At 64.6% G+C, this 14,425-nt stretch carries 16 protein-coding genes and 1 other RNA gene; 8 read left to right on the plus strand and 9 right to left on the minus strand.

Annotated features, from left to right (window positions below; translation table 11 throughout):
* Positions 1-138: 138 nt before the first annotated feature.
* The 3 genes from AABQ55_RS21095 to AABQ55_RS21105 form a co-directional block, all read right to left on the minus strand.
* The gene (locus AABQ55_RS21095) at positions 139-885 is read right to left on the minus strand and encodes a YebC/PmpR family DNA-binding transcriptional regulator (RefSeq protein WP_272806444.1); all 747 of its coding nucleotides are present in this window, start codon (positions 883-885) and stop codon (positions 139-141) included.
* A gap of 169 nt (positions 886-1,054) precedes the next feature.
* Positions 1,055-1,549 (minus strand): hypothetical protein, encoded by a 495-nt coding sequence (locus AABQ55_RS21100; RefSeq protein WP_272806445.1) that lies wholly within the window; start codon positions 1,547-1,549, stop codon positions 1,055-1,057.
* A gap of 15 nt (positions 1,550-1,564) precedes the next feature.
* Positions 1,565-2,401, minus strand: coding sequence for an MBL fold metallo-hydrolase (locus AABQ55_RS21105; protein ID WP_272806446.1), 837 nt, complete (start codon positions 2,399-2,401; stop codon positions 1,565-1,567).
* 166 nt (positions 2,402-2,567) lie between these two features.
* Here AABQ55_RS21105 and AABQ55_RS21110 point away from each other — a divergent pair, with 166 nt between their 5' ends.
* Positions 2,568-3,104 carry a pyridoxamine 5'-phosphate oxidase family protein gene (locus tag AABQ55_RS21110; protein WP_244768328.1) on the plus strand — a complete coding sequence of 179 codons (537 nt, stop codon included), beginning with the start codon at positions 2,568-2,570 and terminating at the stop codon, positions 3,102-3,104.
* Between the two features lie 97 nt (positions 3,105-3,201).
* Here AABQ55_RS21110 and AABQ55_RS21115 read toward each other — a convergent pair whose 3' ends face one another.
* Both AABQ55_RS21115 and AABQ55_RS21120 read right to left on the minus strand, forming a co-directional pair.
* Positions 3,202-4,026 carry a TIGR00282 family metallophosphoesterase gene (locus AABQ55_RS21115; RefSeq protein ID WP_244768327.1) on the minus strand — a complete coding sequence of 275 codons (825 nt, stop codon included), beginning with the start codon at positions 4,024-4,026 and terminating at the stop codon, positions 3,202-3,204.
* 9 nt (positions 4,027-4,035) lie between these two features.
* Positions 4,036-4,620, minus strand: a complete 585-nt coding sequence (locus tag AABQ55_RS21120) for a 5-formyltetrahydrofolate cyclo-ligase (protein ID WP_272806447.1) — start codon at positions 4,618-4,620, stop codon at positions 4,036-4,038.
* Between the two features lie 219 nt (positions 4,621-4,839).
* Between AABQ55_RS21120 and AABQ55_RS21125 the strand changes: the two genes are divergently transcribed.
* Entirely contained in the window at positions 4,840-5,061 is a 222-nt protein-coding gene (locus tag AABQ55_RS21125) for a LuxR C-terminal-related transcriptional regulator (RefSeq protein WP_244768325.1), read from the plus strand.
* Between the two features lie 4 nt (positions 5,062-5,065).
* Here AABQ55_RS21125 and AABQ55_RS21130 read toward each other — a convergent pair whose 3' ends face one another.
* A complete protein-coding gene (locus AABQ55_RS21130) occupies positions 5,066-6,052 on the minus strand; it encodes a sugar-binding transcriptional regulator (RefSeq protein WP_272806448.1) in 987 nt (328 codons plus the stop codon).
* Between the two features lie 289 nt (positions 6,053-6,341).
* Between AABQ55_RS21130 and tal the strand changes: the two genes are divergently transcribed.
* Positions 6,342-7,304, plus strand: coding sequence for a transaldolase (gene tal, locus AABQ55_RS21135; RefSeq protein WP_272806449.1), 963 nt, complete (start codon positions 6,342-6,344; stop codon positions 7,302-7,304).
* A gap of 154 nt (positions 7,305-7,458) precedes the next feature.
* A complete protein-coding gene (locus AABQ55_RS21140; protein ID WP_272806450.1) occupies positions 7,459-7,866 on the plus strand; it encodes a hypothetical protein in 408 nt (135 codons plus the stop codon).
* Between the two features lie 109 nt (positions 7,867-7,975).
* Here AABQ55_RS21140 and ssrS read toward each other — a convergent pair.
* The 3 genes from ssrS to AABQ55_RS21155 form a co-directional block, all read right to left on the minus strand.
* Positions 7,976-8,134: non-coding RNA, 6S RNA (gene ssrS / locus AABQ55_RS21145), on the minus strand.
* A gap of 50 nt (positions 8,135-8,184) precedes the next feature.
* The gene (locus AABQ55_RS21150) at positions 8,185-8,556 is read right to left on the minus strand and encodes a cell division protein ZapA (RefSeq protein ID WP_244768321.1); all 372 of its coding nucleotides are present in this window, start codon (positions 8,554-8,556) and stop codon (positions 8,185-8,187) included.
* Positions 8,557-8,579: 23 nt separating this feature from the next.
* A complete protein-coding gene (locus tag AABQ55_RS21155) occupies positions 8,580-8,852 on the minus strand; it encodes a DUF4164 domain-containing protein (protein ID WP_037408596.1) in 273 nt (90 codons plus the stop codon).
* Between the two features lie 329 nt (positions 8,853-9,181).
* Between AABQ55_RS21155 and tkt the strand changes: the two genes are divergently transcribed.
* The 4 genes from tkt to AABQ55_RS21175 all read left to right on the plus strand — a co-directional run bounded on the left by tkt (position 9,182) and on the right by AABQ55_RS21175 (position 14,022).
* Positions 9,182-11,164: a transketolase gene (gene tkt / locus AABQ55_RS21160; RefSeq protein ID WP_272806451.1), complete on the plus strand. Its 1,983-nt coding sequence runs from the start codon at positions 9,182-9,184 to the stop codon at positions 11,162-11,164.
* Between the two features lie 65 nt (positions 11,165-11,229).
* Positions 11,230-12,231, plus strand: coding sequence for a type I glyceraldehyde-3-phosphate dehydrogenase (gene gap / locus AABQ55_RS21165; RefSeq protein ID WP_272806452.1), 1,002 nt, complete (start codon positions 11,230-11,232; stop codon positions 12,229-12,231).
* An 11-nt stretch (positions 12,232-12,242) separates the two neighbouring features.
* Positions 12,243-12,806, plus strand: a complete 564-nt coding sequence (locus AABQ55_RS21170) for a putative glycolipid-binding domain-containing protein (RefSeq protein ID WP_272806453.1) — start codon at positions 12,243-12,245, stop codon at positions 12,804-12,806.
* 16 nt (positions 12,807-12,822) lie between these two features.
* Positions 12,823-14,022 (plus strand): phosphoglycerate kinase, encoded by a 1,200-nt coding sequence (locus AABQ55_RS21175; protein ID WP_272806454.1) that lies wholly within the window; start codon positions 12,823-12,825, stop codon positions 14,020-14,022.
* Positions 14,023-14,425: the final 403 nt, after the last annotated feature.

A 14,425-nucleotide genomic window follows, 5' to 3' on the forward strand; every position in this document is an offset into this window, starting at 1 on the left:
AGGAAGGGATGCCCCCCCTTTTCCAAGACAAATAGGTATCGCGTTTGAGGAAAGCCCAGCGGCTTGTCCCTTCTCCCCGCCTGCGGGGAGAAGGTGGCCGGCAGGCCGGATGAGGAGCAGCCGCGATTTCCTGTCTCGTCAAGCCGAAAGCTTGGCCATCACCTCGTCGGAGACCTCGAAGTTCGAATAGACGTTCTGCACGTCGTCGTCGTCTTCCAGCGTGTCGATGAGCTTCATCAGCGACTGCGCCTTCTCCTCGTCGACCGGCACCGTGTTCTGCGCCTTCCAGATCGCCTTGACCGTCTCGGCTTCGCCGAGCTTGTCTTCCAGCGCCTTGGAGACCTCGCCGATATCCTCGAAGCCGCAGATGATCGTGTGGCCGTCCTCGTCGGTCGTCACGTCCTCGGCCCCGGCCTCGATGGCAGCTTCCATGACGGCGTCCGCGTCACCGGCCGACAGCTTGTAGGTGATCTCGCCGACGCGATCGAAGGAGAAGGAGACCGAGCCGGTTTCGCCGAGCGCGCCGCCGGCCTTGGAGAAGGTCGAGCGGACGGAGGAGGCGGTGCGGTTGCGGTTGTCGGTCAACGCCTCGACGATGACGGCGACGCCGCCCGGGCCGTAACCCTCGTAGCGGACTTCCTCGTAGTTCTCGCTGTCTGCGCCGGACGCCTTCTTGATGGCGCGCTCGATATTGTCCTTCGGCATGGACTGCGCCTTGGCGTTCTGGATCGCCAGGCGCAGGCGGGCGTTCATCGCCGGGTCGGGCAGGCCCGTCTTTGCCGCAACCGTGATTTCACGGGCGAGCTTGGAGAACATTTTCGACCGCACGGCGTCCTGCCGACCCTTGCGGTGCATGATATTCTTGAACTGTGAATGGCCAGCCATGGCACCCCTGTCTCATCTGTTCGGCGCCCGTTTCTTTGGTCGCCGGCTGTGTGCGGAGCGTGTCGCCGCGGTAAAGCGTCGCCCTGCCGCCCCGATTTTCGGAATGCCGCCTTATAATTTCATTGCCGCCGCACGTCCAGCAGTCCGGCGAACAAAGCGACGGCCGGTTTCAGTCGGCGCGCAGGCGGGCACGGCTCAAGAGGAAGGAATGACCGTCATTGCGCTCGCAGGTCAGCCCCGTGCGCTCCGAATAGCAGGTGAAGGGGCCGGCCGACCAGGTTTCTCCATAGGGTATGGTCCTGTCGCCGCCGCAGCATCCCTGGTCGCCGACATTGGTGCGCACCACCGCCTTGCCGCTCCGGCCTAGCGTCGCGCGCACATATTTCGGCTCCACCCGGTCGCAGGAGAGTTCCGGACCGCCATCGGCCGGCTGGTAGGTCTCCGTGCCGCCCTCGGGAATGTAGATGCAGCCGATATTGCCGGACGGCATGACGAAACTTTGCGCCACGCCGAAGGTGCGTGTGGGCAGCTTTTCCACCGGCTGGGTCACGATCTCCCGCGGCTGACCCGACTCCGCGCCGGGACCGCCCGGCGTCGGCGCGCTGCTTGCGAAGGCAAGGGCGGAGGAGAGCAGGACGGCGGGCACGGCAAGAAGGAAACGCATGAAAAACTCCGGGCATCAGACGCCGGAGAGAATATGAATCGTCGGCCGCTTGGGCAAGTTGCGGATCGACACTGTGACCGTCGCATCGTCATCGGTCACCGCGTCGAAGCCCTCGCCGAACATGGAGAGGAACTGGCTGATCGGCGGCCCGCGGCGGTGCATCGGCAGGATCAGCGCCGAGCGCAGGCGCTGCACGACACGGCTCATGCTCTCCGCGCCCATGGTCAGCCCGCCATCCACCGGCACCATCAACACGTCGAGCCGGCCGATCTCGGCATATTGCTTCTCCGTCAGCTCATGATGCAGGTGGCCGAGATGGCCGATGCACAGGCCCGCCACCTCGAAGATGAAGATGGAATTGCCGTTCGGCTCCATCGCCCCGCCCCAGCCGCGGATATCGGTCGGCACGTTGCGGATATAGGTGTCGCCCACCACGACATCATGGTCCGCGCCCTTCTCCGAACCGTCCTGCCAGCCGTGCAGCACATATTCGATGCCCGGCTCCGGGTTCGTCGTGTAGTGGCTGGAATGCGCCTTGTTCATCGTCACCACGGTCGGCAGCGCCGGCGGCTTGTACCAGCCGTTATAGTCCGTCGCGATCTTCACGCCGCCCGGCGTCTCGATGAAGAAGGTCGAATGGCCGACATAGGTGATGCGCACCTCCTCGTTCGCCTTCGCCTGAGCCCGCAAGGCGGCGCTTGCCGAAAAACTGGCGAAGGTGACGGCGGGAAGCGAGCGCGCGATCATCTGGCACTGGCTGACCGGCGTTTCGGCCTGCGCGAGCGAGGCCCGCGGAGCGGCGAAGACCGCAAGGACGGCAAGGATCAACGGAATGAGCAGGAGATGCGGCATGGGCGGCTCCGTTCATTGGTCGGCGCGACTATGCGCCCGCGGGGCCGATGGGTCGAGATTGTGCGGCGGGCCGGCCGATCACAATCCGTTGAGCGCTTGTTGAGCGGAACCTTGCCCGCCGCCTCACGTTCCCCGTCCATCAATCCAACGATTGCGAGGAGCAACCATGTCCAACCTCACCCAGGCACGCGAAAACCCGAAGGAGCAGCTTTTCGACGAGATCGACAGGATCCATGCCGGCATGCTCGGCGTCGACGGAAGCCACATGCACATGCAGCCGATGGCCCCGCAGCTCGACCGCCAGACCGCAACGATCTGGTTCTTCACCAAGACCGATGCGGAGATCGTCGAGGCGATTTCACCGGGCGCCCGCGCCCATTTCTGCGTGGTCGGCAAGGACCATGACTATCATGCCTGCCTTGCGGGCCGCATCTCCGTGCGCAAGGATCCGATCAAGGTCGACGAATACTGGAGCTCCATCGTCGAAGCCTGGTTCGACCATGGCAAGGACGACCCGAAGCTCACCATGCTGGCGCTGGAGATCGAGGACGCGGAAGTCTGGGCCTCGACGGGCAGCAAGCTGAAATTCGGCTGGGAGATCGCCAAGGCCAACTTCAACCCGGACGAGGAGCCGGATGTCGGCGTGAAGGCACACCTGACCTTCACCGACGGCTCGGCCGATCACCTGCGCCACATGATCTGACGTCAGAGCGTTTCCGCTTTTCCGGCGAAAACACTCAACCTTTTGTTTTGTCGCAATTCCGGACGCAAAACCGCTTCGCACTTTTGCTGGAATTTCTCTAGGTCCAGAAATCCGGCAGGGTTTCGGCAAGGCGCGGGCCGAGGCGAAGCGGCGCGATCTTTTCGGCAAGGCCGGTGCGATCGGAGATATCGACCGCCAGGCCGCAGATCGTCGCCGGCCCGGAGGCCGCCTCGAAGCGGCCTTTCGGCATCTTTGAGATGAAGCGGTTGAGCGGCTCCTCCTTCTCCATGCCGAGGGAGGAATCGTAGTCGCCGCACATGCCGGCATCCGACATGTAGCCGGTGCCGCCGTTGAGGATCTGGCAATCGGCGGTCGGCACATGGGTGTGCGTGCCGACGACGACGCTGGCGCGGCCATCGACGAAATGACCGAAGCACTGCTTCTCGCTGGTCGCCTCCGCGTGGAAATCGAAGATCACGGCGTCGGCTTGCTCGCCGAGCGGGCAGGAGGCGAGGATCGTCTCGCCCGCGGTGAAGGGGTCGTCGAGTTCCGGATGCATGAAGACCCGGCCCATGATGTTGGCGACGAGCACGCGCGCGCCGTTCCGCGCAATGAAGAGATTGGCGCCGCGGCCGGGCGTGCCGGCGGGATAGTTGGCGGGGCGCAGGAACTGGTCGTGCCGGCTGGCGAAGGTCACGGCCTCCTTTTGGTCCCAGACGTGGTTGCCGGTCGTCACGACGTCCGCGCCGGCATTGATCGTCTCGAGGAAGATGTCTTCCGTGATGCCGAAGCCGCCGGCCGCGTTCTCCCCGTTGACGACGACGAAATCCAGCTTGAGATCGCTGATCAGCCCCGGCAGGCGCTGCCAGACGGCGGTCCGCCCGGTCTTGCCCACCATGTCGCCGAGAAAGAGAAAACGCATCGAAGAACCTTATGAAACCTGTTGGAACAAACGAAGGCCGCTTTCGGTGAGGATCGCGTCCAGCGCGACGTCGTGCGGCTCCGCGGGTACTGATGCCACTTCCTGGCAATCGAAAGCAATGCCGATCAGCCTCGGCACACGGCCTTTTGCCTTGAGGCGATCGATCGCCCGGTCATAGTGGCCGGCGCCGTAGCCGATGCGGTGGCCTGCCCGGTCGAAGGCGGAGAGCGGCACGAGGAGGATATCGGGATCGAGCACCGCCGCGTCCGGCCCCGGCCCGGTCGTGCCGAAGCCGGTCTTGACCACCGGCGCGCCGACGGCCAGTTCCCGGAAGATGATCGTCTCGCGGTCGAGCACGACGGGAAGGCAAAGCCGCGCCCCGCGCGTGCGAAGATGCGCCATCAGCGGGCGGATATCGGCCTCCGAACGGATCGGCCAGAAACCCGAAATCACCGTGCCAGGCGCAAATGCGATGCAGTCGCCCGCAAGCTCCACCATGGCAAGGCTGCCCTCGATACGCGCCTCGGGCGCCATGGCATCGCGCAGCGCCAGCCGCTCGTTGCGGATCGCCGCCTTCTGTTCCTTCGGTGTCACTGTCGTCTCCAGCCTTGCTGCGCGTGGCTTACCAGCTAGCAGCGCCGGAAGGCAAATCCCCATCCCGGTTGCGACGGCGGGACGTCGCAGAAGCCGACTGGCACGCGGGAAAGGCGGCTGTGCCACATCGGGACAAGGCGGCGAAAAGCCGGGCCGGCCCGTTAAGCATTGGGACAGCTTGTGCTTTCGGCGGCAGGCTGCAGCGTTTAAGCGGGGCGCATGTCCTCGGAAAATGATCTTTCCCCCCTCCCCGAGCTGACCGAGATCGAAAAGCGGTGCCTAGAACTTGCCGCCAACGGCAGGACGCCGGCCGATATCGTGCTCGAAACCGACATCGCCATGACGCGCGTGACGGACGCCATGCGCAGCGCCATCGAAAAGCTCGGCGCCCGCAACATCACCGGCGCGATCACCCGCGCCGTCCGCCTCAGGCTGATCTAGGGCCCTATGCGGCGGCGGAAGCCTCCGCCAGCCGCAGCATGGCGAGCGCCGCCCCCTCGTCGGTGATCAGCGTGTTGCAGCCGACCCTGCGGATGGTGGCGCGGATCGCCGGCGCGCGATGCGCGCCGCCCGAGACGAGCACGATGTGACGCGCCTTGCTGACCGTGTCGAGGTCGATGGACATGACCCGGTGGCGGATCGGGTGGTCGATCGTATGGCCCTCGGCGTCGAGGAAATTGCACATCGTATCGCAGACGCAGCCGGCCGCGATCAGCTCCTCCAGCTCGTGGCGGGCGATGAAATCGCGCGAGAGCGAGCTAGAGCGCGGGCCGATGTCGCCGCAGCTGACGACGGCGATATCCATGTTCTCCGCCAGTTCGAACAGCATCTTCAGGCCGCATTTCTCGATGAGGCTGCGCTTGGTCTCCCGCGAATCGACGAGCAGCGGCGCCAGGAACAGGTAGCACTCCGCGCCGAGCTGGCTCGCCAGCCGCCAGGTGTATTCGATCGGGTTGATATGGTGCGCCTCGACGACCCCGCCGAGCAGCGAGACGACCTTCACCCGTTCGCGCCGCGCCGGACGGAAGCTGGCGAGCGAGGCGGTGAGCGTACGTCCCCAGCCGACGCCGATCGTGCAATCGTCCGGGATCGCCTCGGTGAGAAACTGGCCGAGCGCGAGGCCCACGCCCTTGGCGGTCGCCTCGGCGCTGTCGGCCGCCGGCACCACCACGGCCTCGTCGAGCCCATAGGCCTTCTCCAGCCGCACGGCGAGCTCGACGCAATCGGCGACACCCTCGTTGATCCAGATCTGCACCTCGGAGCGCTTCAGCGCCTCGTCCAGCATGCGGATGACCGTGGTGCGGCTGACGCCGATCTTCTCCGCCACGTCCTTCTGGGTGAGGCCTTGGTTGTAATAGAGCCAGGCCGCCCGCAGGCGCAGTGCCGCCGATTCCGAATAGGCCGTATGTGTGTCGCGCCGGAGCCTTGCCACGTCGCCTCCATCTTTCTCTGCAATATTCGATCGCACCATAACACAGGAAACAAAAAATGCGACATATGTTCAAGAGATTGATCAAAAGTGCTTGACTTTTCCCCGCGGAAGCGATGATAGTCCGCGTCATATCGGCTGGCGGCATTCCGTCGGCGGATTGGTTGTGCCGGCCCGCACGGCGACTGAAACAGGAAGCACGGTCGCCGCGCGCGCTATCACAGGAACATGGAGGAGGGCCCGAGCGTTCCAGCGCCCGGCGGCCCAGCAACAACCATTCGGGATTTCGGATATGACGTCCAAGCTTGAACAACTTCGTGCGATGACGACCGTCGTGGCAGACACCGGCGACATCGAAGCCGTGCGCCGCCTGAAGCCGGTCGATTGCACCACCAACCCCACGATCGTCCTGAAGGCACTCGGCACGCCGATGTTCGCCGACACCGTCACGGAAGCCATCCGCTGGGGCCAGTCGCAGGGCGGCAACCGCGAGGGCGTCGTCTCGGCCGTGGCCGACCGCCTTGCCATCTCCGTCGGCGCGGCGCTTGCCGAACTCGTGCCCGGCCGCGTCTCGACCGAAGTCGACGCCGACCTCTCCTTCGACACCGAAGCCTCCATCGCCAAGGGCCGCGAAATCATCAAGGCCTATGAGGCGCGTGGCATCACCCGCGACCGCATCCTCATCAAGCTCGCCTCCACCTGGGAAGGCATCCGCGCCGCGGAAGTCCTCCAGAAGGACGGCATCGACTGCAACCTGACGCTGCTCTTCAACAAGGCGCAGGCCATCGCCTGCGCCGATGCCGGCGTCTTCCTCATCTCGCCCTTCGTCGGCCGCATCCTCGACTGGCACGTCAAGGCCAGCGGCAAGACCTTCACGGCGGAAGAGGATCCGGGCGTGCTCTCCGTCCGCGCCATCTACGACTACTACAAGTCTAACGGCATCGACACGATCGTCATGGGCGCCTCCTTCCGCAACACCGGCGAGATCGAAGCCCTTGCCGGCTGCGACCGCCTGACGATCAGCCCGGCACTGCTCGAAGAGCTCGACGCCGCCGAAGGCACGCTGGAGCGCAAGCTCTCGCCGGAAAAGGTCGCCAGGGTCTCGCCGATCAAGATCGACGAGAAGGCCTTCCGCTGGATGCTGAACGAAGACGCCATGGCGACCGAAAAGCTCTCCGAAGGCATCCGCGCCTTCGCCAAGGACCTCGGCAGCCTGCGCGCCATGATCGACAAGGAACTGAAGGCGGCTGCTTGAGGCCTGTCAAGAAGCACTGCCCTTCCGTCATGAAGGCCGCCCTCGGGGCGGCCTTTCTTTTGTGCCTTAACCATAGATCGACAAACACGCTGGAGGGACTCGCGAAGCCACCGTCACACGCCTAGATTACACCGAGGCGAGACGACGAAAGGACTTGGGCATGCGGCGTTTTCTGGTGGCGGCAGCCTTATTCTGCATATCGGGATTTGCCGCGCCTGTGGCCGCCGAAGACGCCTTCCACGGCGAGTGGCAGCAGATCGCCTCGAATGCGGGTGAATGCCCGAGCTGCCGCATCACCATTCGCCAAAACGGCGCCTCCCTCCAGATCATCGCCAACAACGACTGGACGGCACTTGCGGAGACCGGCGATCGTGACACCGCAAGCGGTGCCGGATTCTGGAAACGGGGAACGCGGAAGACCTATTCCGGAAAGACGTTCAACATCCGCATGCGCCTGAACACGGACGACGAGCTTCTGATGAAGATGAGGATCGAGCCGATCCAGGGGAAAAGCCGCACAATCCAGGGCGTGTTCAAGCGCATCGAACGGCTGGCAATCTAAAGCGCGCCGCGATCTTTCAGATTCGCTCCTTGCGCTTTAGCTCCCTGTTTTTTCGCATGTCGTTGCCGCAAAACCGCTGCGCACTTTTGCGCAACATGCTTTAGAACAAGCACGATCCGCGACGACCGATGGAGAGTTACGATCCTGGGTGCCTACAAACGTAGGTGGGCACCGTGTGACCAAGCCCACGGGCCGGGTCAGGGACAGCTCCCTTTGGATCGAGTATGGCCCCAGGGATTGTGGTTCCTGTCGGGAAGCGCAGATCGCATCCGATATATAGGCGCAAACCGGCGTCTTCGCCAGTGGCAATTCTGCCGCTCAGTTGACCGGCGGCTTGCCGGACAGTTTCGCAGCCATGCCCTGGATCTGGCTGGTCAGCTCACCGAGCGCCTGGGCGATCGCATCCTCGTTGCGGGAAACCTCGCTCATCACGCCTTCGCGGCCCTTGCGCAGGTCCTCGGTCTCCGCCTCCAGCTTGGTCAGCCGGCGCCTGACGTCGTTGAGCTCGTCCATGACCATGATGCCGGCCATGACGGTCAGGCGCAGGTCGCCGATCTCGCCGAACTGGCTCTTCAGGTGCCCGACATATTGATCGAAGCCGGAGGCGAGCTCTTCGAGATGCGCCTCCTGGCCCTCTTCGCAGGCCATGCGATAGGCCTTGCCATCGATCTGTACGGTTACCTGTGCCATGCGGATTTTCCTGATTGCGGGGACTAGCGGTCGAGCACGGCCCGGATGGTTTCCATGGCCGTGACGAGCCGCCGGGAGACCTCGCGGTTGACCTCCTCCAGGCGATTTGCACGGAATTCGGACTGGTCGAGCTCTTGGGCGAGCCGCGAGCGGTCGGCATTCACCCGCCGCACCTCGCCTTCGACCTCGCCATGGTCGCGCTCGCGGTCGAAGCGCATGTCGAGCGCATTGTCGAGGCTGAGTATCGCCCTGCGAAGTTCCTCGATCGCCGCCCTGACTGTTTCCCCGTTCGTCATAAAGCCTTCACCGGCACTCTCAAAAAACGCGAATCGCCGCCGCCAGCGCCGGTTCTCTTGCGTTGACAGTATTCAACTGCGGGCCCGAGCGTCAACAGCGCGGCCGTGCACGCGGGAAAGCCCCTGTGGATCAGCGTTCCCGCAGGGAGCGCAAGCCCCCTCCCGCACCCTTTCGAAAACGCTAAAAAAGCCGGCGGAATCGGCCTTCAAAGGCCGGAAAAACCGCCGAATTCGTTGACTCCGACGGTGCACCTGCTATGTGTCACCCCGCTTCCTAACCGATGCCCGAAAGGGCAGCGGCCCTGAACCCCGAAGAATACGGAACAGTCATGATCTCTCGCGAAAAACACGACCGGATGGCGAACGCAATTCGCTTCCTTTCCATGGATGCCGTGGAAAAGGCGAACTCGGGTCACCCCGGCCTGCCCATGGGCGCAGCAGACATCGCAACGGTTCTTTTCACCCGCTTCCTCTCCTTCGATCCGAAGACGCCGTCCTGGCCGAACCGCGACCGCTTCGTGCTGTCGGCCGGCCACGGCTCGATGCTCCTCTATTCGCTCCTGTACTTGACGGGCTACGAGGACATCACGATCGACGAGATCAAGAACTTCCGCCAGCTCGGCGCCAGGACCGCCGGCCACCCGGAATACGGCCACGCCGCCGGCATCGAGACGACCACCGGTCCGCTCGGCCAGGGCATCGCCAACGCCGTCGGCATGGCGCTCGCCGAACGCAAGCTGCGCGACGAGTTCGGTTCCGACCTCATCGAACACTACACCTACGTTCTTGCAGGTGACGGCTGCCTCATGGAGGGGATCAGCCAGGAAGCAATCTCGCTCGCCGGCCACCTGAAGCTCAACAAGCTGATCGTGTTCTGGGACGACAACAACATCTCCATCGACGGCCCGATCTCGATCGCCGACTCGACCGACCAGCACGCCCGCTTCCGCGCCTCGAACTGGAACACGATCGCCGTCGACGGCCATGATCCGGATGCGATCGCCGCGGCGATCGAAGTGGCGCAGAAGTCCGACAAGCCGACCATGATCGCCTGCAAGACGACGATCGGCTGGGGCGCCCCGAACAAGGCCGGCACGCACAAGGTGCACGGTTCGCCGCTCGGCGCGGAAGAGATCGCCGCCACCCGCAAGGCGCTGAACTGGGAATCGGAAGCCTTCGTCGTGCCCTCCGACGTGCTCGACGCCTGGCGTCTCGCGGGCCTGCGCTCGGCCAAGACGCACAAGGAATGGGAAGCGCGTCTCGAAAAGACGGACGCCGAGAAGAAGGCCCAGTTCGTCCGCCGCTTTGCCGGCGACCTCGAGAGCGGCCTCGAACCGGCGATTGCCGCCTACAAGAAGAAGCTTGCCGAAACCAAACCGAACCCGGCCACCCGCAAGGCTTCGGAAGACGCCCTCGAAGTCATCAACGGCGTTCTCCTCGAAACCATCGGCGGCTCGGCCGACCTCACCGGCTCGAACAACACCAAGACCAGCCAGACCAAGTCGATCACCCCGACCGACTTCTCCGGCCGCTACATCCATTACGGCGTGCGCGAGCACGGCATGGCGGCGGCGATGAACGGCATGGCGCTGCATGGCGGCCTCATCCCCTATTCCGGCGGCTTCCTGATCTTCTCCGATTACTGCCGCCCGTCGATCCGCCTTGCCGCGCTGATGGGCATCCGCGTCATCCACGTCCTGACGCACGATTCCATCGGCCTTGGCGAGGACGGCCCGACGCACCAGCCGGTCGAGCACATGGCGGCGCTGCGCGCCATCCCGAACCTGCTCGTCTTCCGCCCGGCCGACGCCACGGAAACGGCCGAATGCTGGCAGCTTGCGCTGGAAAGCCACAACCGCCCGTCGGCCATCGCGCTGACCCGCCAGAACCTGATGCCGGTGCGTCTGGAATACGAGGAAGAGAATCTTTGCGCCCGCGGCGCTTACGATCTCGTCTCCGCCAGCGACGCGAAGGTGACGCTGTTCGCCTCCGGCTCGGAAATCGAGATCGCGGTGAAGGCCCAGCAGGCGCTGTCGGCCAAGGGCGTTTCGACCCGCGTCGTCTCGGTTCCCTGCGTCGAGCTCTTCGCCGAGCAGCCGGAAGCCTACCAGCAGGCGGTCATCGGCAATTCGCCGGTCAAGATCGCCATTGAAGCCGGCATCCGCCAGGGCTGGGATCACTTCATCGGCTCGGACGGCACCTTCATCGGCATGTCCTCCTTCGGCGCGTCCGGTCCCTACAAGGACCTCTACAAGCACTTCGGCATCACGCCGGAGGCCGTCGTCGCCGCCGCGGAAGCCAAGCTCGCCTGAGTGCGTAAGGCGCGGCCCGCCGCGCCCTACCCCGCCAAACGTTTATTGATAGGGAGAGACCCCACATGACTGTGAAAGTTGCCATCAACGGTTTTGGCCGCATCGGCCGCAACGTTCTGCGCGCCATCGTCGAATCCGGCCGCACCGACATCGAGGTCGTCGCCGTCAACGACCTCGGCCCGGTCGAGACCAACGCGCATCTCGTTCGCTATGATTCCGTGCACGGCAAGTTCCCGGGCACCGTCACCGTTTCCGGCGACACGATCGACGTCGGCCGCGGCCCGATCCGCGTCACCGCCATCCGCGACCCGAAGGAACTGCCCTGGGGCGACGTCGATATCGCGCTGGAATGCACCGGCCTGTTCACGACGAAGGAAAAGGCCGGCGCGCACCTCGCCAACGGCTCCAAGCGCGTCATCGTCTCGGCCCCGTGCGACAACGCCGACAAGACCATCGTCTACGGCGTCAACCACAACACGCTGACCAAGGACGACCTCGTCATCTCCAACGCCTCGTGCACGACGAACTGCCTTGCTCCGGTCGCCTACGTGCTCGACAAGGCCTTCGGCATCGAGAAGGGCTACATGACGACGGTTCACTCCTACACGGGTGACCAGCCGACCCTCGACACCATGCACAAGGATCTCTACCGCGCCCGCGCGGCGGCCCTGTCGATGATCCCGACCTCGACCGGCGCCGCCAAGGCCGTCGGCCTCGTGCTGCCGCAGCTGAAAGGCAAGCTCGACGGTTCGGCCATCCGCGTGCCGACCCCGAACGTCTCGGTCGTCGACCTGAAGTTCGTGCCGAAGCGCAACGTCACCGCCGAGGAAGTCAATGCCGCCATCAAGGAAGCCGCCGAAGGCGAGCTGAAGGGCATCCTCGACTACGTCACCGGCCCGCTGGTCTCGATCGACTTCAACCACGACAGCCACTCCTCGAACTTCGCCGCCGACCAGACCAAGGTCCTCGACGGCAACCTCGTGCGCATCCTTTCCTGGTACGACAACGAGTGGGGCTTCTCGAACCGCATGTCCGACACGGCCGTTGCCCTCGGCAAGCTGATCTAAGGACGCCAAACATGTTCCCGCCCCTTGTCCTCAAGACGGTCCGCTGGCGTCCGTTGGAGGGCGAGGGGCTGGAACACCTGACCGTGCGCGCCGTCGATGGCGGCCTTCGGGCCGAAAGCACCGTGATCGGCGACCACGGCAACCGGCCCTTCGGCGTTCGCTACCGCATCGATCTCGATACCGCCTGGCGCGTCCGCGCCTTCCTCGTCGAAGACATGGCCGGCCGGCGCATCGCGATGACATCGGATGGCGAAGGCCGCTGGAGCGGAGAGGACGGAAAACCCCTTCCCGCCTTCGATGGCTGCATGGACATCGATCTCGCCGGCTCGCCCTTCACCAACACGTTGCCGATCCGGCGGCTGGGTCTTTCCGTCGAACATGGGAAAACGACGCTGGCCATGGTCTACGTCCCGTTCGATACGTTCATGCCCTTCGTGGACGGCCAGCACTATACCTGCCTCGCGCCGGCGAGCCGTTACCTCTATGAAGCGGCGGATCGCACATTCAGCGCGGAGCTTCCGGTCGATGCCGACGGCTTCGTGACCGACTACCCCACCCTATTTACAAGACTTTGACGGGAGCCCACTCCTCATGACCTTCAAGACCCTCGACAACCTCACCGACATCGCCGGCAAGCGCGTGCTCGTCCGCGTCGATCTCAACGTTCCGGTCAAGGACGGCAAGGTCACCGATGCGACCCGCATCGAACGCGTCGCCCCGACCATCCGCGAACTCTCGGAAAAGGGCGCGAAGGTCATCCTCCTCGCCCATTTCGGCCGCCCGAAGGGTGAGGTCGTCACTGAAATGTCGCTGGAGCAGATCCTGCCCGCCGTCAACGACGTCCTCGGCAGGAAGGTCGGCTTTGCCGCCGATTGCACCGGCGAGCCGGCCGCCGCCGCCATCGCCGCCATGGGTAACGGCGATGTCCTGCTTCTGGAAAACACCCGCTTCCACAAGGGCGAGGAGAAGAACAACCCGGACTTCACCGCCGCTCTGGCCGCAAACGGCGACATCTTCGTCAACGACGCCTTCTCCGCCGCCCACCGCGCCCATGCCTCCACCGAGGGCCTGGCGTACCTCCTGCCCGCCTATGCCGGCCGCACCATGCAGGCCGAGCTGGAAGCCCTCGAGAAGGGCCTCGGCAACCCGGCCCGTCCGGTCGTCGCCATCGTCGGCGGGGCGAAGGTCTCCACCAAGATCGACCTCCTGATGAACCTCGTGAAGAAGGTCGACGCGCTGGTCATCGGCGGCGGCATGGCGAACACCTTCCTCGCCGCCCGCGGCACCAATGTCGGCAAGTCGCTCTGCGAGCATGATCTTGCAGACACCGCCAAGCAGATCATGATCGAGGCGGCGACCGCCACCTGCGCCATCGTGTTGCCGGAAGACGGCGTCGTCGCCCGCGAGTTCAAGGCCAATGCCGAGAACCAGGTGGTCGACGTCAACGCCATCCCGGCCGATGCCATGATGCTCGATGTCGGTCCGAAGACGGTCGAGGCGGTCAATGCCTGGATCTCGCGCGCCGCGACGCTCGTCTGGAACGGCCCGCTGGGTGCCTTCGAGATCGCGCCCTTCGACGCCGCGACGGTCTCCGCCGCCAAACACGCCGCTGCCCGCACCAAGGAAGGCAAGCTGGTTTCCGTCGCCGGCGGCGGCGATACCGTTGCCGCCCTCAACCATGCCGGCGTCGCGGATGATTTCACCTATGTCTCGACCGCCGGCGGCGCGTTCCTGGAATGGATGGAAGGCAAGCCCCTGCCGGGCGTCGACGTCCTGCACCAGCAGAAATAACGGCAGAACCCTTGCGCTTGGCGTCGGATCGCTTACATTCCTCTTATCGTCAACGTTGAGAAAGGAAGGTGATCCAATGTCTAATGAGATTTCGGTCTTGGCTTCGGGCATGGGAATTGTGGTGAACGCAACGAGGCAGCCCTCGTTCTGATCCCCGCCTTCCTTCGGGCCGCAAGGCCCGGGTCCGCACCGGACCAAACCTCATGGGGGCCACCTTCGGGTGGCCCTTTTGCGTTTCAGGATCCAGCAGCAACCCTCGCGCCGCCCACTGCCGTCATCCTCGGCCTCCGAGCCGAGGAGCCACCATCGCGCCCGGAGGATGGATGATCAGGTCAGGCCCGACCATGACGAGGAGAGGTTTGCGGCCTTCTGGTCGCGGCAGGTCCTGTTGGGCAACATCTTG

Source organism: Shinella sp. WSD5-1 (assembly GCF_963942435.1).
In the GTDB taxonomy this organism is placed as follows: Bacteria; Pseudomonadota; Alphaproteobacteria; order Rhizobiales; family Rhizobiaceae; genus Shinella; species Shinella yambaruensis.